14 protein-coding genes are annotated in these 19,330 nt (G+C 66.5%); 9 read left to right on the forward strand and 5 right to left on the reverse strand.

The window, feature by feature from the left end:
• The first annotated feature begins 30 nt into the window (after positions 1-30).
• From nadB to WC815_05625, 3 genes are read left to right on the forward strand one after another with little or no spacing between them, the layout of a single operon-like run.
• The gene (gene nadB, locus WC815_05615) at positions 31-1,638 is read left to right on the forward strand and encodes an L-aspartate oxidase (GenBank protein MFA5908231.1); all 1,608 of its coding nucleotides are present in this window, start codon (positions 31-33) and stop codon (positions 1,636-1,638) included.
• Positions 1,622-3,085 carry a proline--tRNA ligase gene (gene proS / locus WC815_05620; protein ID MFA5908232.1) on the forward strand — a complete coding sequence of 488 codons (1,464 nt, stop codon included), beginning with the start codon at positions 1,622-1,624 and terminating at the stop codon, positions 3,083-3,085. Before nadB ends, proS begins: the two co-directional genes overlap by 17 nt.
• A 46-nt stretch (positions 3,086-3,131) precedes the next feature.
• Positions 3,132-3,494 carry a DUF1428 domain-containing protein gene (locus tag WC815_05625; protein ID MFA5908233.1) on the forward strand — a complete coding sequence of 121 codons (363 nt, stop codon included), beginning with the start codon at positions 3,132-3,134 and terminating at the stop codon, positions 3,492-3,494.
• A 156-nt stretch (positions 3,495-3,650) separates the two neighbouring features.
• Here the strand turns inward: WC815_05625 and WC815_05630 are convergent, their stop codons facing one another.
• From WC815_05630 to WC815_05640, 3 genes are all read right to left on the reverse strand, one after another.
• A complete protein-coding gene (locus WC815_05630; protein MFA5908234.1) occupies positions 3,651-5,135 on the reverse strand; it encodes an OmpA family protein in 1,485 nt (494 codons plus the stop codon).
• Positions 5,136-5,351: 216 nt separating this feature from the next.
• On the reverse strand, positions 5,352-6,191 hold the full coding sequence (gene tatC / locus WC815_05635) for a twin-arginine translocase subunit TatC (GenBank protein MFA5908235.1): 840 nt from the start codon (positions 6,189-6,191) through the stop codon (positions 5,352-5,354).
• Between the two features lie 48 nt (positions 6,192-6,239).
• Entirely contained in the window at positions 6,240-6,527 is a 288-nt protein-coding gene (locus tag WC815_05640) for a TatA/E family twin arginine-targeting protein translocase (GenBank protein MFA5908236.1), read from the reverse strand.
• Between the two features lie 170 nt (positions 6,528-6,697).
• Between WC815_05640 and WC815_05645 the strand changes: the two genes are divergently transcribed.
• Positions 6,698-8,308 carry a S41 family peptidase gene (locus WC815_05645; GenBank protein ID MFA5908237.1) on the forward strand — a complete coding sequence of 537 codons (1,611 nt, stop codon included), beginning with the start codon at positions 6,698-6,700 and terminating at the stop codon, positions 8,306-8,308.
• A gap of 100 nt (positions 8,309-8,408) precedes the next feature.
• Complete coding sequence (locus WC815_05650; protein MFA5908238.1) at positions 8,409-12,281, forward strand: chromosome segregation protein SMC; 3,873 nt, start codon at positions 8,409-8,411, stop codon at positions 12,279-12,281.
• A 95-nt stretch (positions 12,282-12,376) separates the two neighbouring features.
• On the opposite strand, the gene WC815_05655 is transcribed toward WC815_05650, so the two are convergent.
• Positions 12,377-13,534, reverse strand: a complete 1,158-nt coding sequence (locus tag WC815_05655) for a peptidyl-alpha-hydroxyglycine alpha-amidating lyase family protein (protein ID MFA5908239.1) — start codon at positions 13,532-13,534, stop codon at positions 12,377-12,379.
• A gap of 157 nt (positions 13,535-13,691) precedes the next feature.
• Here WC815_05655 and WC815_05660 point away from each other — a divergent pair, with 157 nt between their 5' ends.
• Together WC815_05660 and WC815_05665 are read left to right on the forward strand one after the other, a co-directional pair.
• The gene (locus tag WC815_05660; GenBank protein MFA5908240.1) at positions 13,692-14,570 is read left to right on the forward strand and encodes an OmpA family protein; all 879 of its coding nucleotides are present in this window, start codon (positions 13,692-13,694) and stop codon (positions 14,568-14,570) included.
• A 26-nt stretch (positions 14,571-14,596) separates the two neighbouring features.
• Positions 14,597-15,085: a hypothetical protein gene (locus tag WC815_05665; GenBank protein MFA5908241.1), complete on the forward strand. Its 489-nt coding sequence runs from the start codon at positions 14,597-14,599 to the stop codon at positions 15,083-15,085.
• Positions 15,086-15,126: 41 nt separating this feature from the next.
• On the opposite strand, the gene WC815_05670 is transcribed toward WC815_05665, so the two are convergent.
• Positions 15,127-17,043 (reverse strand): hypothetical protein, encoded by a 1,917-nt coding sequence (locus WC815_05670; GenBank protein ID MFA5908242.1) that lies wholly within the window; start codon positions 17,041-17,043, stop codon positions 15,127-15,129.
• Positions 17,044-17,281: 238 nt separating this feature from the next.
• Between WC815_05670 and WC815_05675 the strand changes: the two genes are divergently transcribed.
• Together WC815_05675 and WC815_05680 are read left to right on the forward strand one after the other, a co-directional pair.
• Positions 17,282-18,124 (forward strand): DUF4097 family beta strand repeat-containing protein, encoded by an 843-nt coding sequence (locus WC815_05675; protein MFA5908243.1) that lies wholly within the window; start codon positions 17,282-17,284, stop codon positions 18,122-18,124.
• 67 nt (positions 18,125-18,191) lie between these two features.
• Complete coding sequence (locus WC815_05680) at positions 18,192-19,319, forward strand: M48 family metallopeptidase (protein MFA5908244.1); 1,128 nt, start codon at positions 18,192-18,194, stop codon at positions 19,317-19,319.
• The last annotated feature ends 11 nt before the right edge of the window (positions 19,320-19,330 follow it).

A 19,330-nucleotide genomic window follows, 5' to 3' on the forward strand; every position in this document is an offset into this window, starting at 1 on the left:
GACGGGACTCGCGACTGATACGATCATTTGGTGCTACGTCGTCCTGACTTCCTGGTGATCGGCAGCGGTATCGCGGGGTTGCGCGCTGCCGCCGATCTCGCGCGGGCCGGCGACGTCCTCATTCTCACCAAGGCGGCTCCCACCGAGAGCAACACCGGCTACGCGCAGGGCGGGATCGCCGCGGCGTTGGGCCCCGGCGATTCGCCCGACCTGCACGCCGCCGACACCCTGGCCGCCGGCGACGGGCTCTGCGTGGAGGCCGCGGTCCGCGTGCTCGCCGAAGACGGCGTGCGCTACACGCGCGAGCTGATCGAGTGGGGCGCGCGCTTCGACCGCGACGCCGCCGGTGAGATTGCGTTCGGCCGCGAGGGTGCCCATGGCTTGCGCCGCGTGCTGCATGCGGCGGATGCGACCGGCCGCGAGATCGGCCGCACCCTCTGGGATAAGGTGTCTCACCTGCCGCGCGTGCGCGTCGAGCGTCACGCGCGGGTGAGCCGGCTGCTGATGCGCAACGGCGCCTGCATTGGCGCCGCCTACGAAGACGAGGGCGGTACCCACATCGTGGAGGCCCCGGCGGTGCTGCTGGCCACCGGCGGCGCCGGTCACCTCTTTCGCGAAACGACCAATCCGTCCATCGCCACCGGCGACGGCGTCACGCTGGCCTGGCATGCCGGCGCCCGCGTGGCGGATCTCGAGTTCGTCCAGTTCCACCCCACCGCGCTCAGCGCGCCTGGCGCGCCCAGGTTCCTGTTGTCGGAGGCCATGCGCGGCGAGGGCGCCTACCTGCTCAACGCCGCCGGCGAGCGCTTCATGACGCGGTACGAGCCGGCCGGAGAATTGGCCTCCCGGGACCTGGTGTCGCGGGCCATCCGGCTCGAGCAGCAGCGAACGGGACAGCCCGTGTTCCTCTCGATGCAGCACCTGGACGCGGCGTGGGTCCGCTCACGGTTCCCTACCGTGGCCGCGGCGTGTCTCACCGCGGGATTCGACCTGGCCACCGATCGGGTGCCCGTGGGACCGGCGGCGCACTACGTGATGGGCGGCGTCGAGACCGACTTGTGGGGACGCACGACCGTGCCTGGGCTCTACGCGGCCGGCGAGGTGGCCTGCACGGGGGTCCACGGCGCCAACCGGCTCGCGAGCAACTCGCTGCTCGAGGGGCTGGTCTTCGGCGCGCGGAGCGCGCAAGCGATGCTCTTGCCGGTCGAGGCCGGGCAGATGGCCGAGGCAGTACGCGAGGTGTCCGCCTCCGCGGCCGAAGGCCGCTCCGGCGGGACCTCGCCGAAGCTCGCGCGCCATCTGGCGAGCGAAGGCGGGCTCATCGAAGACTCGGTCCGCGAGCTGATGTGGAACTCCGTCGGGCTCCTTCGCGACGGCGCCGCGCTCGAAGCGGCGAACGACCAGCTCGACGCCTGGTACGACGCGATCACCCGGCGCGTGGAGGCCGGGGGCCTGTCTCCGTCCGAATGGCGGCTCGCCTCGATCGTGACGGTGGGGCGCCTGATGGCCCGTGCCGCCCTGCGGCGGGAAGAAACCCGCGGCGGGCACGCCCGATCCGACTTCCCGGCCAGAGATGACGTAAACTTTAAGGTTCATATCGCCGAAAGAAACCCGGGAGCCCATGGCCGCGAAACCTAATCAAGACGAAGCCTTTGTTACGGAAATCACCAAGCAGTCGGTCGACTTCTCGAAGTGGTATCTCGACGTCGTCCGCAAGGCCGAACTGGCCGACTACTCGCCGGTCAAGGGCTTCATGGTCATCCGGCCGTACGGCTACGCCATCTGGGAGCTGATCCAGCAGCAGCTCGACCAGCGTTTCAAGGACACCGGACACGTCAACGCCTACTTTCCGCTGCTGATTCCCGAGAGCCTCCTGCTGAAGGAAGCGCAGCACGTCGAGGGCTTCGCGCCGCAGGTGGCGTGGGTCACGCGCGGTGGCGGTGAAGATCTCGAGGAACGGCTGGTCATCCGGCCCACCTCCGAGACCATTTTCGGCGTGATGTACCAGAAGTGGATCCAGTCGTGGCGCGACCTGCCCGTGCTGATCAACCAGTGGGCGAACGTCGTCCGGTGGGAGAAGGTGACGCGGCCGTTCCTGCGGACCACGGAATTCCTCTGGCAGGAAGGCCACACCGCCCACGAGACGGCGGATGAGGCGCAGGAAGAGACCATGAAGATTCTCGGCATCTACAAGGAGTTTGCCGAGAACGTGCTGGCCATGCCGGTGGTGGACGGGCAGAAGAGCGACAGCGAGAAATTTGCCGGCGCCTCGAAGACCTACTCGATCGAAGCCTTGATGGGCGACGGCCGCGCGCTGCAGGCCGGCACCTCGCACAACCTCGGCCAGAACTTCGCCAAGGCCTTCGAGATCCAGTTCCAGGGCCGCGACAAGACGCTGCAGCACGCGTGGACGACGTCGTGGGGCGTTTCGACGCGCCTGATCGGCGGCGTGATCATGACGCACGGCGACGACAGCGGCCTGATCCTGCCGCCCGCGGTGGCGCCGTGGCAGGTGGTGATTGTGCCCATCCCGCGCGGCAACTGGAAAGAAACCGTGCTGCCCAAGTGCGAAGAGATTCGCGATCAACTGAAGGCGGCCGGCATTCGCGTCAAGCTCGATGCCGACGAAAGCCAGACGCCCGGCTGGAAGTTTTCGGAGTACGAGATGCGCGGCGTGCCGCTGCGCCTCGAGATTGGCCCCAAGGACATCGAGAAGTCTGCGGTCTTCGCGGCCCGCCGCGACACCCGCGTCAAGGCCTCGATCCCGATGGCGGGCCTGGCCGATGCCATCAAGAGCCTGCTCGCCGAGATCCAGAAGAGCCTGCTCGATCGGGCGCGCACGTTCCGCGACGAGCACACCTCGACGGCCGGCACCTACGATGATTTCAAGGCGGCCATGGAAGGCCGCCCGGGTTTCGTGATCGCACCGTGGTGCGAAGAGGCGCAGTGTGAGGCCGACATCAAGGCCGAGACACAGGCGACCATTCGCAACATCCCGGTCGGCTACGACCAGGCGCCCGGCAAGCCCTGCGTGAAGTGCGGCAAGCCGGGCAAGGTGAGTGCCTGGTTCGCGAAGGCGTACTAAGATAACGGTCCGCCTGAAGGCGGACGCCACCGGGGGGAGAAGACACATGCCTCGTTACGTTGACGGATTTCTGCTGGTCGTCCCGAAGAAGCGGTTGACGGAGTATCGCGGCATCGCGCGCAAGGCCGGCAAGGTGTGGAAAGATCACGGCGCGCTCGACTACGTGGAGTGCGTCAGCGACCACCTCGAGCAGCAGATGGGCACGCCGTTCGACAAGGTGACCAGGTTGAAGGCCGGGGAAGTGGTGGTGTTCTCCTGGATCGTCTACAAGTCGAAGGCCCATCGCGACGCGGTCAACAAGAAGGTGATGAAGGACCCGCGACTCCAGGCGATGATGGCTCCCGGCGCCATGCCGTTTGACAGCAAGCGCATGAGTTACGGCGGGTTCAAGGTCCTGGTCGAGGCCTGATCCGGCGCGGCCTTGCAGCTTTATCGCGCTTCGCGCTGAACCGCGGCGGGGTCAGACCCCTCGGCGATACTTGCTCGGGGTCAGACTCCGCAAATGAAAAAGGCGGGCAACCCCTGAGGGCTGCCCGCCTTTCGAACTTCTAACTTCCTAGGTCGGCTACTGCAGCCGAATCGTCAACGCCGCGCGGCGGTTGAGACGGCGGGTCTCTTCGCGCGAGTTGTCGTGCTTCGGACGCTCTTCGCCGTAGCTCACCGTCTGCAGGCGAGTGGCGGCCACACCGCGGCTCGCGAGGTACTCGCGGACGGCGTTGGAGCGGCGCTCGCCGAGCGCGAGGTTGTACTCGGTCGTGCCGATGTTGCAGGTGTGGCCTTCAACCGTGATGCGCAGGTTCGGGTCTTCGCTCATCGCCTTGATGGCCTCGTCCAGGATGCGCGTGGCTTCGGCGCGCAGCGTGTAGCGGTCGAAGTCGAAGTGCACGTCTTCGAACGTGTATTCCTTCTTCGGCGCGGCGATCACCTGCACGGTGATGGTGTCGGTGGCGGTCATGCCCTTGCCGTCGTCCACGGTCACGGTCAGCGGCACGGCGCCGACCTGGCCCGGAGCGGTCCACGGCGTCTGGCGGTCACCCGCGTTGCCGAACGAACCCGTGGGGCTCGACCAGCGGTAGCGGAGCGTGTCGCCGTCCGGATCCTGCGCGTCGGCGGTCGCCGTGAGCTGGCGGCCCACTTCCACCGTGCACGGCTCGCAGCGCGCCTTCACCGTGGGCGGGCGGTTGGCGGGCATCGGCGGCGCCACCGGTGCGGTGGGCTGCACGACGGCCGCGGGCGGCACGTAGTTCTTGATGCCCGGCGAATAGCCGAGGCGCACCTGGAGGCCCAGGCGGTCGAAGTCGCTGTCTTCCGAGGTCACGAAGTCGCGGCGGTGCAGGTAGTACGACGCCGTGTAGCTCACGCCGGAGCCGAAGTAGAAGCCGTTGGTCGCGTGGTACTGGAAGCCGCCGAACAGGTCGCGCGTGGCGTCAGGATCCCAGGCGCCCGGCATGCCGATGGCCGCCAGCGATGGTCCGGTGTAGGTCTGTTCCTGATCGACCAGCGCCTCGCCGTGCATTTCGGCGATCACCTTGAACTTCGAGCGGCTGGGGAAGCCCGCGCCGATGCCCCAGTTGAAGCCTTGCGTCAGGTTGTAGCCGTCCGGCTGTCCGCGCACCTTGAAGCCGGCCGACGCCGTGAGCTCCACGCGCTGGTTGAACTCGCGCGAGCCAATCAGGTCGAACTGGAAGTCCGGCTTGCCCGTGCCGAGGCCGTCGTCTGCGCTCGCCGTCGGCACTTTCGCCGACACGCGCAACGCCGCGGCGTAGCCGTTGTTGGTGGCCTGCGACATCAGGTTGAACTTCGCGCCCACGGTGAGGTCGCCGAGGCCGGTGCTCCAGCCTTTGTTGATCAGGTAATCCTGCGGTTGGCCGTTGAGCGCCACCGGAACCAGGTCGGCGTCAAGGCGGCGGAAGCCCATCGCACCGAACAACTCGATGCGGTTGGTGACGCCGAAGCCAAACATGCCGCCAATGTCGGTGATGTCGCTGAAGCCTTCACTCCGGTCGAAGTTCACCAACTGGAAGGCGCCGGACCATTGGCCTTTGGGCAACGTCTCGCCCGTCGGGACGAACCAAAGTCCCGTGTCGCCAAGGATCGTGCTACTGCCGGGCCGGCTTTCTTGCGCCCAAGCACTGGATGAAGCCAAGACGCACAGCGTTAGGCCAACCGCCAAATGGCGAAGAATTTTCATACCCATACCCACACCCATACGCACAGTCTAGAGCCGAAAAAGTCCCGAAGTCAAACGTACTCCGAGCTTTAGGGTCTATTCGTCCGACTGATCCGATTTCTTGGATTTGCCAAAAAGCCAGGCTGCAACTATCCCGAACAGATACAGCACGACCATGGGGCCGCCGACCAGCAACTGGGTCACCGGATTACCGTCCGGCGTGATGATGGCGGCGACAATGAAGATGATGAGGACGGCATACTTGAAGTTCTTGAGCAGGAAGCCGGCCGAGACAATGCCCAGCCTGGCGAGCACGAACATCAGCACCGGCAGCTGGAACACCAGGCCCATGCCCAGGCACAGCTTCACGTAGAGCCCGAACACCGGGTCGATTCTCGGCGTGAACTCCATGTAGGAGTTCGAGAAGCCGGCGAAGAACTTCCACGCCGCCGGAAACACGAAGTAGTGCGAAAACGCGGCGCCGCCGACGAACAATCCCGAGGAGAAGATGACAAAGGGGATCGCGAGGCGCTTCTCCTTCGAGTACAGCCCAGGCGCGATGAAGAGCCACACCTGCCACATGATGTACGGCGAGGCGATCAGCACGCCCGTGAGCGCCGCCATCTTCATCCAGAGGAAGAAGCCCTCGCCCGGCTCGGTGAAGATCAACTTGCCGCCGGGAATGTCGGCGGTGAGGCGCTGGTAGATGAACGCCTGGACCTGGTCGATGAAGGCGAACGCGACGATGAAGCCCACCACCAGCGCCGACACCGCGTGCGTAATCCGCTTGCGCAGCTCGTCGAGGTGTTCGAGGAACGTCATCCGGCCTTCGGCCGGCTCCTCGGGTTCCTGGAACGGCGAGGCGCTCGAGGCCTGCGCGGGCAGCTCTCGAGGGTCTTCGTCCTGGTGTTGGCTGGGGAATGGAACGAGCGCCACGGCTTAGTCAGAAACCTATCTGTGCCTAATCTGTGTCTAATCGGTGGCCTAGCTGCGCGATACCGTCTCGCGAGGAGCCGCGGTGGCCTGGTCGTCGTGCGACGCGGTGTCGATCACGGTTTCCACTGGCTTGGGAGCCTTGGCCGCCTGTTCTTTCTGCTCCTCGATCTTGATCTCCTGCTCCAGCGTGTTCTGCAGCTCGGTGGAGGCCTTCTTGAACTCGTTCAAGCTGCGGCCCAGCGACTTGCCCAATTCCGGGAGCTTCCGGGGGCCAAAAATAATGAGCGCGATCACCAGGATGATGATGAGCTCGGGCATTCCGATGGAACCAAACATAAAAAAGCTCCCTTGCTAGGACAGAAACGGCCCTTTCCGGGACCCAAACGTCCAATACGGCAGTATACCCGCCTTCGCCCCACGTCACCCAGGGGCTTCGGCGGGGCAAGCCCCCAAAACCCGCCTCGGGAATCCTTGCGGACACCCGGGTAGTCAGCTAGCATCGCCCTATGCGTTACCGCTCCGTCACCGCCGCGATTGTCGCCATCGTCGTTTCCGCCGTGATCGGCGGGGTTTACGGGAAGGGCGCCCAGGCCACTGAGAACACGGTGCCGGAGCACTACCGCACCTTTACCGCGGCGCTGAGTGCTATCCAGACGCAGTACGCCGAGCCGGTGGAGTCGGACCGCCTGGTCTACGGCGCCATCAACGGCATGCTGCAGACGCTCGACCCGCATTCGAGCTTCATGGATCCCCGCAGCTACGCGCAGATGCGCGAGCGGCAGGAGGGGCGCTACTACGGCCTCGGCCTCACCATCCAATCGGTTGACGGCGACATCACCGCGGTGCGCGTGTTCGAAGGCTCGCCGGCGTTCACCAACGGCATCCGCCGCGGCGACGTGATCGCCGACGTCGAAGGCACCAACACCAAGGGCTGGACCACCGAGGCGACCGTCAACAAGCTCAAGGGTCCGAAGGGCACGTTCGTCAAGATCGGCGTGCGCCGCAAGGGGTTCGAGCGCCTGCTCGAAATGAACGTGATGCGCGACCAGGTCAGCATCCCGAGTCTGTCGGCGTCGTTCATGATCGACGCGACCACCGGCTACGTCGGCGTCACCGACTTCGCCGAGCACACCGACGAGGATCTCGGTCTCGCGCTCGAGGCGCTCGCCAGGAAGGGCATGAAGCGCCTGGTGTTCGATCTGCGCGGCAATCCCGGTGGCCAGCTCGATCAGGCGATCCGCATCACCAATCGCTTCATCCCCAAGGGGGCGATGATCGTCTACACGCGCGGCCGCGTCGCCAACTCCGACTCCGACTATCGCGCCACCGAGACACCGGACTTCACGAGCATCCCGATGATCACGCTGGTCAACCGCAATAGCGCCAGCGCGTCGGAGATCGTGTCTGGCGCGCTGCAGGACTACGACCGCTCGCTGGTCGTCGGCGAGACCACGTTCGGCAAGGCGCTGGTGCAGTCGGTGTATCGCGTGAGCGGCGGCGCCGGCCTGGCGCTGACCACGGCGCGCTACTACACGCCGAGCGGCCGCCTGATCCAGCGTCCGTGGGACGGCACCTTCGACGAGTACCTCACCTACACGCTGAAGGATCAAAGCGAGCGCGCGAAGACGCCGGACCAGTTGAAGTACACGACCGGCGGCCGCAAGGTCTTCTCGGGCGGCGGTATCGAGCCGGACCTGCGCTTCGACGGCCCGGTTGAAGGCTTCTCGCCCACGCGCTTCGGCCGTGCGCTGCAGGGCCGCGGCCTGTTCGCCGGCTACGCCGAGCAGTACAGCGCCGACGGCGACACCCGCATCGGCCACTCCGGCCCGTCGCGCAAGATCGTGCGCAAGGGCTTCGTCGTCGACGATGCGATGGTGGCCGAGTTCAAGAGCTACGTGACCGGCCGCAACGTGAAGATCGAGGAAGACGCGTGGGCGAAAGACATCGACTTCATCCGCGCCATGATCCGGTACAACATCGACGAGGCCGTGTTCGACATCGCCACGGCACGTCAGCGCCTGGTCACGGTTGACCCGCAGGCCCGGTTCGCCATTTCCAAGTTCCCCGAAGCCGAGAAGCTCCAGGAACTGGCGAAGAACCGCCCGGCCCAGCCCTGAAAAATTGGGGCCACGCCCCTAAATATTGGGTCTACGTTCAGCCTTGCCACAACAGGCAGGGCTTGTTAGACTTGCCACGTTTCCTCCAAGTCAGCCTGCAATGCATCTCGAACGCCTAGAAATCTCAGGATTTAAGTCCTTCTCGGATCGGTCCGAGCTGGCATTCGACCGTGGCGTCACCGCCATTGTCGGACCCAACGGCTGCGGTAAGTCCAACGTGGCCGACGCGCTGACGTGGGTGCTCGGCGAGCAAAGCGCCAAGAGCCTGCGCGGCGACAAGATGGAAGACGTCATCTTCAACGGATCCGATGCGCGAAAGCCCACCGGCGCCGCCGAAGTCCGTCTCCGTTTCGGCAATGTCATCGTCCCGCCGTCCCTGATGAAGGAGATGGGCGAGGAAGCCCCGGCCCGCGAGGCCAACGGCAACGGCAACGGGAACGGCAACGGCCACCACCCCGACGTGGCGGCGCTGCTCGAACCGACGACCCGCGAGGTCGAGGTGACGCGCCGCCTGTATCGATCGGGCGAAAGCGAATACCTGATCGACGGCCACGCCTGCCGGCTGAAAGACATCCACGAACTGCTGATGGACACCGGCCTCGGACAGAAGGCCTACGCCATCATCGAGCAGGGCAAGATCGGGATGATCCTCAGCTCGCGCCCGACCGATCGGCGCCAACTGATCGAAGAAGCGGCGGGGATCACCAAGTACAAGGCGCGCCGGCGCTCGGCCGAGCTCAAGCTCGAAGCCGCGCAGCAGAACCTGACGCGCCTCGACGACATCGTCTACGAAATCGACAAGCAGCGCGGCTCGCTGAAGCGCCAGGCCGCCAAAGCCAAGCGTTACACGCGCCTGCGCGACGAGATGCGCCGGTGGGAGAAGGTGCTGTTCGCGCGGCGGTATCGCACGCTGTCGGACGCCATCGAAACCGCGCGCGCCCGCCTCGCCGAGGCGCGGAGCAACGAAACCTCCGCCGCCGCCCGTCTTGCCGAAGTTGAAAACGACCTCTCGCGCATCCGCATCGAGCTGGCCTCGGCCGACGCCGCGGCCACCAGCGCGCGCGAAACGGTGCACGGTCACGAGCTCGAGATCAACCGCCGGCAGCAGCAGATTGCGCTGGATACGCAGCAGGCCGAGATGCTCCGGGCGCGGGCGAACGAGCTCGAGGCCGAACGGCAGCAGCTCGAGGACCGCCGCGAACCGGAACGCCTGGCCCTCGACGGCCGTCGTGCCGCCGCCGGTGAAGCCGCCGCCGCCCGCGACGAAGCCGCGGCCCTCGCGGCCGAAGCCGGCGACGAGTACGCGCGGGCGCAACTGGCGATCGAAGCGCTCGAGCAGGACGTCGAGCGCGCGCGCGCCGATGTCTACGCGGTGCTGAACACGATCACCGCGCTCAATGCCGCCCACGACAACGCCGCCGCCCAGCGCGAGCGCGCGATGGCGGCCTCCGGCCGTCTCGAACTCGAAGCCAGCGAGCTGGCCGCCGAGCTCGAGAAGGCCCGCGCCCAGCGGCAAATGGCCGCCGAAGCGCTGCGCCGCGCCCAGGACGGCCTCGACGCCGCCAAGGTGGCGCGTGCCGCCCGCGAGTCGGAGCTGGCCAGCGCCCGCATCGAGCACGAATGGCGCGCCCGCGAGGTCCGCTCGCGCGAGCACGACCTCGCTGCGATGAGCGCGCGCCTGCATTCACTGGAAGAGATCGACAGCCACCGTTCGGGTTTCGCCGACGCCGCCCGCATGGTGCTGGTGAACGCCAACGGCAAGGTCGGCCAGATGGGCGCGCTCGCCGACTTCATCGAAGTGGAGCCGAAGTACGAGCGGGCCGTCGAAGCCTGCCTCGGCGATCTGCTCCAGCACGTGGTGGTCGAACGCCTCGAGCACGTCTCGGCCGGATTGAAGTTGATCCGCCAGGAGAACGCCGGCCGCTGTGGATTCATCGTCGGCCGTCCCGATGACGGCTCGGCGGCCGCCAGGTATTCGGGATCGGGTGAGGGTTCCTTCGTGGAAACCCCGATGACCGCCTTCGGCGGCACCGCGGACGCGCCGGGTGAAGACGCGGGGGCGCACTTGGGTGCGCCCGCCGGCGCGCTGGCCCTGTCGTCGGTGGTTCACATTGGCGGCCCGTTCCCGCAGGCGATTCACGCCGTGCTGGGCGGGGCGTTGATCGCCGACTCGTTCGAAGCGGCGGCGCGCATTGCGCCGACCGTGCCGGGCCCCGTCGCCACGCTCGAAGGCGACGTGTTCCGCGGACGCTACGTGGTGACCGGCGGCGACAAGGCCGAGTCGCGCGGCATTCTCGGCACCAAGCGCGAGATCAAGGAACTGCGCGAGAAGGTCGCGGAGTCGAAGTCGGCGCTCGAGCAGTTGATTGCCGAGACCGCCGGATTCGAACAGACCATCGCGCACGCCACCGCCGCCATTGCCGGACTGTCGGCGGAATTCCACCGCCAGGAAAAGGCCATTGTCGGCGTCGAAGGCCAGGCCCAGCGCGCGGCGGAAGACGAGTTCCGCGTGCAGCAGCGCACCGAGCTGGTGCGGACCGAGATCAGCCGCGTCACCGAGGAGATTACCGGGCTCGACGCGCGCCAGGCGGAGGCTCGCGAGTCGATCGCGCGGCTGAACGAACAGCGGGTCGAGGCCGACCTCACCTTGTCGGACGCGCAGCGCCAGCTCGCCGAGGCGCGCGACCGGGCGGAAGGCCTCAGCCTGAGGGCCGGCGAGGCGCGCGCCGCGCATGCCGGCCTGGTCGAGCGCAGCGCCGCCGCCCTGGCCGAAGTGGCCCGGATGGAAGACGCCGCCGCCGAACTCGAACGCCGCGTGCAGGCGTGCACCCGCGACGTCGCGCTCATGCGCGACCAGCGCGAGCGCCTGCTGAACGCGATTGCCGACGGCCAGCGGTTGATGGACGAAGACATCGGCAGGCTCCAGGGCCTGCGCGAGGACATGCTCGTCGCCGACGAGCTCGCCCTCACGATCAGGCAGTCGACGGAGAAACAGGAAGAAGTGATCCGCGACGCCCGCCGCGCCGTGGATGCCCTGCGCGCCCTCGCCGCCGAAGTGGACGTGCAGCGCGCCACCGCCGAGTCGGACCTGACCCACCTCGCCCAGCAGTCGGTGGACACCGTCAACGCCACGCTCGACGAGATCCGCGAGCAGGTGGCGGAGATGGAAGCGGCCGGCCAGATCGAGCCCGACGTGCGCGCGATTCGCGCCGCCGAAGCGGCCGAGCCGGACGAAGAGGACGAATCCGCCTACGCTCCTGCAGATTCTGAGGAGCTACGGCGAGACCTCGCCGAAGCTGCCTCCGGCAGCGAAGGCGGGGCCGCGGTCCGCATGACCGCGGAAGAGGCGATCAGCGAACTGCGCGACAAGATCGACCGCATGGGCCCCGTCAACATGATGGCGATCGAGCAGTCGAAGGAGCTCGAAGAGCGCCACCTGTTCCTCTCAACGCAACGCCAGGATCTGATCGACTCGATCGCGCAGACCAACGAAGCCATCGGTAAGATCGACGAGACCACGCACGCCCGGTTCCGCGAGGCGTTCAGTGCCATCAACGAGAATTTCCAGGGAATGTTCGCGACGCTGTTCGGCGGCGGCAAGGCTGGCATCACGCTGCTTGATGAGAACGATCCGCTCGAGAGCGGCATCGACATCATCGCCTCGCCACCCGGCAAGCGCCTGCAGAGCGTGATGCTGTTGTCCGGTGGTGAAAAGGCGCTGACCGCGATCGCGCTGATGTTCGCCATCTTCAAGTACAAGCCGAGCCCGTTCTGCCTGCTCGACGAAATCGACGCCCCGCTCGACGATGCCAACATCGGGCGGTTTATCGACATGCTGAAGTCGATGATGGACAAGACCCAGTTCATCATCATCACGCACAGCCGCAAGACCATGGAGATCGCCGATCGGCTCTACGGCGTGACGATGGAAGAGCCGGGCGTGTCGAAGCTCATTTCCATCCAACTCAACTAACGCGCTGGTGGTGGCCAGCACTTGCCGTGCTGGCCACGCATGCCGACCACGCCCGTTGCCGCCCCGCGGCCCGCAGGTTCTGCGGCGGCGGCCGCCTACTTGGCGGCCGCGCCCTTCTTCGTCACCAGTTTCTGCACGCGCCAGTTGATCAGCTCACCGACCCAGATTTCGTTTTCGGACGGGCAGGCGATCGCGTGGATCCAGCCAAACTCGCCGAGGTTGCGGCCGGGCTGGCCGTAGACGCCGAGCAGCTTGCCCTCGAGCGACACCTTGTAGATGCGGCTCGGATAGAGGTCACCGACAAACAACACCGGGTTCGGACCCGGCGTCATGCAGAGCGCGTCGGGCGCGCCGGGCGCTTGCGATCCGGTCTTGGCATTGGGCGCCTCCTGACCGTAGACGATCTTGCCGCGCGTGGTGTCGACCGGAATGTCGATGGTGAACTCGCGGAGGAACTTGCCCGAGGTGTCCAGCACCTGAATGCGGCGGTTGCCGCGATCGGCGACGTAGATTTCATCCTTCGGCGACACCGCGATGCCATGCGGGGTATCAAACTGTCCGGGGCCGTTGCCGAGCGATCCCCAGCTGGCGACCCATTCGCCCTTCGCGTTCACCTTGGCAACCCGCGAATTGACGTAGCCGTCACTGAAGTACGAATTGCCTTGCGAGTCCCAGGCGACGTCGGTCGGCTGGTTGAAGACGTTGTCACGATGCACCGGGACCGGATTGCGCGGATTGTTGTTGGCCGGGATGGTGACCGGCAGGCCGGCGCGCTGAAGCAGCCCGGCCATCTGCGAGGCATAGTCCGGCGGCACGTCCAGGTGAGACGACTCACCCTTGCGGCCGAACACCCACACCACGCGACCCTGCGGGCTCATCTTCAGGATCATGTTCGAGCCCTTGTCGACGATCCAGATGTTGTCCTGTTTGTCGATGCGCACGGCGTGCGCGTAGGCCCAGGCGAACAGGTTCTTGCCGATCTCTCGAACGAACTTGCCTTTGGGATCGAACTCGAGCAACTGCGCGGCGGTGGCCATGTAGGCCGGACCGGTCGAGTTGCCGCGCGAGAAGACGAAGATGTGGCCCTTCGAGTTGACCGCCAACCCGGCGATCTCGCCGAAATGCACATCAGGCGGAAGCGTCAGCGGATCGGGCACCGACTCGAACGGCAGATCCGGCACCGCCGGCGTTTGCGTGGACACCGGCAACAGCGTCCAACCAACCAGCAGCACAGTCAGAATCAGAGTTCTCACGACGACCTCCACAAATGAGTGACAGGAACGCAACGGGATCCCGAGGGTGGCGACCTCTCGGCGGGCTGAAATATATCAGGTTGGCGGATCTCATGCTGTTCCCCTTCACGTGATCGAGGTTGCTGTATACACTTGAGCCAGGCTAAAGGAGCAGTCGATGGCACGTCTCACGAGCGTAATACTGAGTGGCGCCCTGGTGGCGGTGTTCGCGGCTAACGCGCCGGCGCAAGCGCCCAAGGACAATCCCAAGTGCGAACCCAATCCGGTGTTCAACCGGTTTGCCGGAGAGGTGATGGGGAGCTGCGAGCGCGCCCGCTTCAGGGAGCTCGAGCTGTACCGATGGAAGACGCCTGACGACCCGAAGTCCGGCGCCGCGGTGCACAAGGTCGAGGGCGAGTACTGGTATTACTTCAACGACATCGCGCGGGACGCCAAGGGCCTCTTCCCCGGTAAGCTGGAGGTGCGGCGGAACTTCGAGACCGCAGTTCGCCAGGCCAAGGGCGACGTGCTCTCCACCGACTCCAGTGCGGTCTACTATCGCATCCGCAAGGGGAACGACGAGTTCTGGGGCCAGGCGGGTTGCGGGCGGGGCGGCGACGATTGCTCGGCGATCATGCACAAGATCATCCGCGTCGCGGCGATGGAGCAGTCGGTGGTGGTGTCGGCCGAGCAGATCGCCAAGGCCATGGGCGCCGAAGGCAAGGTCGTGTTCTACGGCATCTACTTCGACACCGACAAGGCCACGCTGAAGGCCGAATCGGCGCCGACCCTGGCCGAGATGGCGAAGTGGCTCAAGACCAATGCGACCGCCAAGGTGTTCATCGTCGGCCACACCGACATGCAAGGCCCGGTCGAACGCAACCGGACCCTGTCGCGCGATCGCGCCGCGGCGGTGATTGCGGCGCTGGTGAAGGACCACGGGATCACGGTCGATCGGCTGTCCGCCGACGGCGTTGGCCCGCTGGCCCCCGCGGCCAGCAATGCTGACGAAGCCGGCCGGGCGAAGAACCGCCGGGTTGAAATGGTGCTCCGCTAGCTTTCGGTATCGGGAGGGAGATTCGCATGCCTGTCGTCCTTGTCCTGTTCCTGCTTTGCGCAACCGGTGCCGAGGCGCAGAGCAACTCGGATGACCTCACCAGGACGGTGGCGGTCTACGAGTTGACGATGCCGCGCATCGAGGGCTACGGCGCGGTGATGGCGGGCATCGCCGACTGGGCGGGCAAGGACCCCAAGGCCGTTGCGGCCATGATGGGGCGCGCCCCGAAGGGTCCGATGTCGGTGCAGGACTCGGCCGCGATCTTCGAGAAGGAACCGGCCGTGAAGTTGCTGCTCGACAAGCACAAGGTCACCGGCCTGGACATGGTGGTGCTGCCCATGGCGGTGATGCAGGCGCAGGTCGCGGCGCTGGGCGAGTCGCAGGGACGCACGTTTCCGGCCGATCGCATCAACCCCAAGAACATCGCGTTGGCCAAGGCCAACGGGGCCGCGATTGATGCGGTGATGAAGAAGGCCCAGGCCGACCGCGTTCGCGCGTTTCCGCAGCCGCAGTAGGGGAGCGCGCCGGGGCAGAGGCCCGGCAGCCGGCAATGACGCTACTCGTCGGCTGGAATGGCGGTGACGGAGTAGAGGGCGATGCGCGCCAGGGAAATCGACGCCGTGTCGTTCACCCAGAAGCGGTACTCGAGCGAGCGGGCGTCGCGCGGCAACGAAAAATCGACCTGTGCGACAACCTGCGACGAACCCGTCGGCGAGGGCACCGCCTGCCGCTCGATTCGCTCGCTACCATTCCAGACCTCGACGTACCCGAGCGGCAGGCCGCCCGACGCGCTGACGGTGCCTTCCCATCGGGCGCGGTAAGTCCCGGCCTTCATGGGGATGCCCGGCCCGAACTGCAGGTAACCCTGACGGGCGGTCGTGCTTAGCCTGCCGGCTTGCGGGTCGCGAACGCCCACGTCGGTCAGAAAGCGGTCGTTGTCGGCGCGAATCGACAGCGCGATGGGCCGATGCTTCTCGTAGGTGCGCCGCATGTTCCGGTCGGGCCCGAGATTCAGCGCCCAGATCGAGCGGTACCGGGACCATCGCCACAGCGGCCCGCGCGTCACCTCCCTCAGCCGGTCGTAGTACGCGTGCAAGAAAGGGTCGGTGAGCAGATTCTGGTTCAGCTCGTTCGATTCGAGGTAGCCGTCCGGCAGGTCGCGGAGATAATGGCTGGCCCAGAACTCGAAATACACGCGCGGCGACACCGGCAACCGCGCCAGCAGCGGATCCGCCAACGCCATGGTGTCGATCACGTGCTTGGTGGGACCCGCGTTGAGCCCGAACAGGCCGATACAGCAGACCACCACGGCATGGCGGTCGCTGCCCGTCATGCTGACACCCTGGCGGGCGTACGTCGAATCGGGAAGCAGCCGGAACGGCGCGTAGCCCAGCACATTGCTCCCCTGATGCGTGAAGCCGCGTTCATCCTTGATCCCGTTTTGTGTGCGCCACGACCACCCGCCATCGGTCGACGCCGTGGTCTTGATCGGCGCCAGCGGCATGATCACGTTGTAGAGCACGAGACCGGCGCCCAGCCACGGGACGAGGCGGGTCTCGATGACCGGCACGATGGCGATCACGGCCACCAGGAACGGCAGGGCGAAGAAGCGGCCGCTCATGAAGTCGCCGCCAATGTCGACGGTGTAGCCCACCGAGACCAGGGCCGAGAGCGCCGCCAGGCGCGCATGACCCTTCATGCTGGCGGCGACGACGAGGGCCAGCGCGATGGTGCCGATGGTGAGAGGGTCGAAACGGATGCTGTTGAACAGGTACGCCACGCCCTGCTCATGCTGCAGGAACGCCGGTAGGTCGTTGGCGACCTTCGCGTAGTAGGTGTTCGGCAGGGGGAACCCGTAATAGAACGTGGCAAACGCCACCCAGGCGAGAGCCGGCGACCCGCCAATCAGGATGGGGCGGACGATCGCCGAACGGTGCTCGCGAGCGGCGCGCCACAGCAGGCCGATGAGCGGCACGACGTACAGCAGCACCGCGTCGGGCCGGTTGACGAAGGCCAGCGATGCCACCACGATGTACCAGCGCAGTTCCGCCGGCGTGATGCCGGTGTCGTGCCGGCGATTGAGATAGCGCGTGTAGAAGAGCGCCAGCAGGAAGTAGCTCAGCGGGTACTCCAGACCCGACGAGGTGTAGTCCACCAGGGCCTTCGAACTGAGCAGCCACGCCACCGTCAGCGCCGCTCCCCCGAGTGTGCGGACGCGGCGAAGCAGGACCACGCCGGCCGCCACGTTGAAGGCCCACGACAGTGCCGTCACGGTGAAGAAGAACTCGCCGGTCAGGGCGTGGGGACCGGCGATGGCGAGTGCCCAGAGGGGATGCGTGAAAGACTGGACGCGCTCGTCCGGGTTATAGGTCAGGCCGTAGCCGTTGACGAAGTTCCACACGGCACGGAACGTGATGGCGGCGTCGTCGGCAATCCACGCGTTGGCCAGGAAGACGTAGCTGAAGACCACCAAGAGCGAACCAAGAACCAGGCGGGTGGTTCTGGCGTCGGTCGATCCCCAATCGGCCGGCGAGACAGCGGGAAACTGGGAGGGATGTGAAATGTAAATGGGCCTTGGCGGAGGAGTCTACCGCGTTCCTGACGGCCGGGCAACGCGCCGCTCAGTGGACTTAAGAACGCCGTCCGGGTGGCATTGTCGGTCGACTGAACTTGCCGCGTGCAGAGTTCGTAAACTGTTTAGAGGTACTCGCATGCGCAGCAAGACCGCCCTGCTCGGGCTCGTTCTGACCGCCGGACTCAGCGTTGCCGCCTGCGACATCCAGGCGGGCGGCGAGGGCGGGCTTTCGTTCGGGATTGCCTCCGGCAAGGCCCAGGACACCTGGACCCGCACCTACACCCTGGCCGACCAGGGGCGCCTCGAAATCATCAACGTGAACGGCCGCATCACGGCCGAGCCGGCGACCGACGGCAAGGTCACGGTGGAGGGCCGCCGCACGGCCAAGGGGTCCACCGACGAGGCCGCCAAGGAAAACCTGGCCAAGATGGAAATTCGCGAGGAAGTCAGTGGGGACCGGGTCAGGGTCGAGTCACGCCCCCCGCGCCTGAGCGGCTTCAGCGGTCACGAAGTCGAGTGGACCATCAAGGTTCCGGCCGGCGTGATTGTTGACCTGCGCACCGTCAACGGCGGCATTCGCCTCACCGGTCTCGCGGGCGAAGTGCACGCCAAGACCACCAACGGCGGCGTCAAGGGCAGCAACGTCAACGCCCGGATCCTCGAGGCCTCGTCCGTGAATGGCGGCATCGAAATCGAGTTCGGCGGTCCGCTCGAGGCCGGCGGCACGGTCGACATCGAAACGGTGAACGGCGGGGTCGAGCTGGGCTTGACCTCCGACAGCAAGGCCACCATCACGGCGCGCGCGGTGAACGGCGGCGTGCACGTGACCGACCTCGACGTGCAGAAGCAGGAACAGTCATCCTCGTTCGAGTCGAAGCGCCGGCTCGAGGGCACGCTGAACGGCGGCGGCGCCAAGGTCACCATCAGCACCACCAACGGCGGCGTCCGCCTCTCGCGGTCGGGCGGGCCGACCACGTAATTCAGCCCCAGGTCCTAGGTCCTGGGTCCTGCGCCAGCAGCCGCGGGGTTACACTGGCTGCTGATTCGTGAACGAAGACAAGTCCACCCGCTACCACCGCCTGCGCCGGCGCGCCGACCTCCTGGGGACGGCGGGCGCCGGCTTCGTGCTGTTGACTCTCATCCTGACCGGCGCCGCCCTGCGGATGCGCGAGTGGGCCGCGGCGGCCTCGAGCCTCATGCCCGGCGGCCTCGATGACGTGCTGACGGTCGCGGTGCTGACCGCGATGCTCGTGCTGCTGCTGCAGATCGTCGAGCTCCCGTTCGCGTTCTACCAGGGACACCTGCTCGAACATCACTACGGGCTGTCGACGCAGTCGGCCGGCCATTGGCTGGTCGATCAGGCGAAGGGCGTCGTGCTGGGGCTCGCGCTGGCGATCCTCGGCGCCTCGGTGGTGTTCATTACGCTGAGAAGCTGGCCAGGGCAGTGGTGGTGGCTGTCGGCCGCCGTCTTTACGGTGGGCATGGTCGGCCTGGCGCAGCTCGCGCCGGTCGTGCTGCTGCCGATCTTCTACAAGTTCAAGCCGCTCGATCGCCCCGCCCTGGTGGCGCGGTTGCTGGCGTTGGCCCAGAAGGCCCGGACCGACGTGGTCGGCGTGTTCGAGTGGGTGCTCAGCGGCCACACCAGGAAGGCGAACGCGGCGCTCGCGGGCCTGGGGCACACGCGCCGCATCCTGCTGTCGGACACGCTGCTCGCGGATTACTCGGAGGATGAAATCGAGGTCATCCTCGCGCACGAACTGGCGCACCACGTGCATCGCGATCTCTGGCGTGGCATCGCGGCGCAGACGCTGCTGCTCGTGGGCGGATTCTTCGCCGCGGATCTCGTGCTGCGGCGGGTGGCCGGTGCGGCGGGCCTGCGCGGCCTCTCCGATCCGGCGGCGCTGCCCATCCTGATGCTGGTCGCCGGCGCCTGGTCGTTCCTGATGCTGCCGCTGGTGAACGCGCTGTCGCGCGCGCAGGAGCGGGCCGCCGACCGCTACGCGCTCGACACGACACGCAATGTTGACGCGTTCGTCACGGCGATGAGGCGGCTGTCGCAGCAGAATCTGGCGGAGGAGTATCCGTCCGCGCTGGTGCGGTGGATCTTCTATTCCCACCCGCCCATCCGCGAGCGGATCGAGGCGGCGCGGGCCTTTTCAGCAGGAGATCGATGATGCCGCGTAGA

This window comes from Vicinamibacterales bacterium (genome assembly GCA_041659285.1).
Lineage (GTDB): Bacteria > Acidobacteriota > Vicinamibacteria > Vicinamibacterales > UBA2999 > 12-FULL-67-14b.

What these genes read in the sequence shown, in the direction of transcription:
- WC815_05625 (MFA5908233.1), top strand. Translation starts at nt 3,132, where the DNA reads ATGCCTCGTTACGTTGACGGATTTCTGCTGGTCGTCCCGAAGAAGCGG.
- WC815_05675 (MFA5908243.1), top strand. Translation starts at nt 17,282, where the DNA reads ATGCGCAGCAAGACCGCCCTGCTCGGGCTCGTTCTGACCGCCGGACTC.
- WC815_05665 (MFA5908241.1), top strand. Translation starts at nt 14,597, where the DNA reads ATGCCTGTCGTCCTTGTCCTGTTCCTGCTTTGCGCAACCGGTGCCGAG.
- WC815_05640 (MFA5908236.1), bottom strand. Translation starts at nt 6,527, where the DNA reads ATGTTTGGTTCCATCGGAATGCCCGAGCTCATCATCATCCTGGTGATC.
- WC815_05645 (MFA5908237.1), top strand. Translation starts at nt 6,698, where the DNA reads ATGCGTTACCGCTCCGTCACCGCCGCGATTGTCGCCATCGTCGTTTCC.
- proS (MFA5908232.1), top strand. Translation starts at nt 1,622, where the DNA reads ATGGCCGCGAAACCTAATCAAGACGAAGCCTTTGTTACGGAAATCACC.
- WC815_05650 (MFA5908238.1), top strand. Translation starts at nt 8,409, where the DNA reads ATGCATCTCGAACGCCTAGAAATCTCAGGATTTAAGTCCTTCTCGGAT.
- WC815_05660 (MFA5908240.1), top strand. Translation starts at nt 13,692, where the DNA reads ATGGCACGTCTCACGAGCGTAATACTGAGTGGCGCCCTGGTGGCGGTG.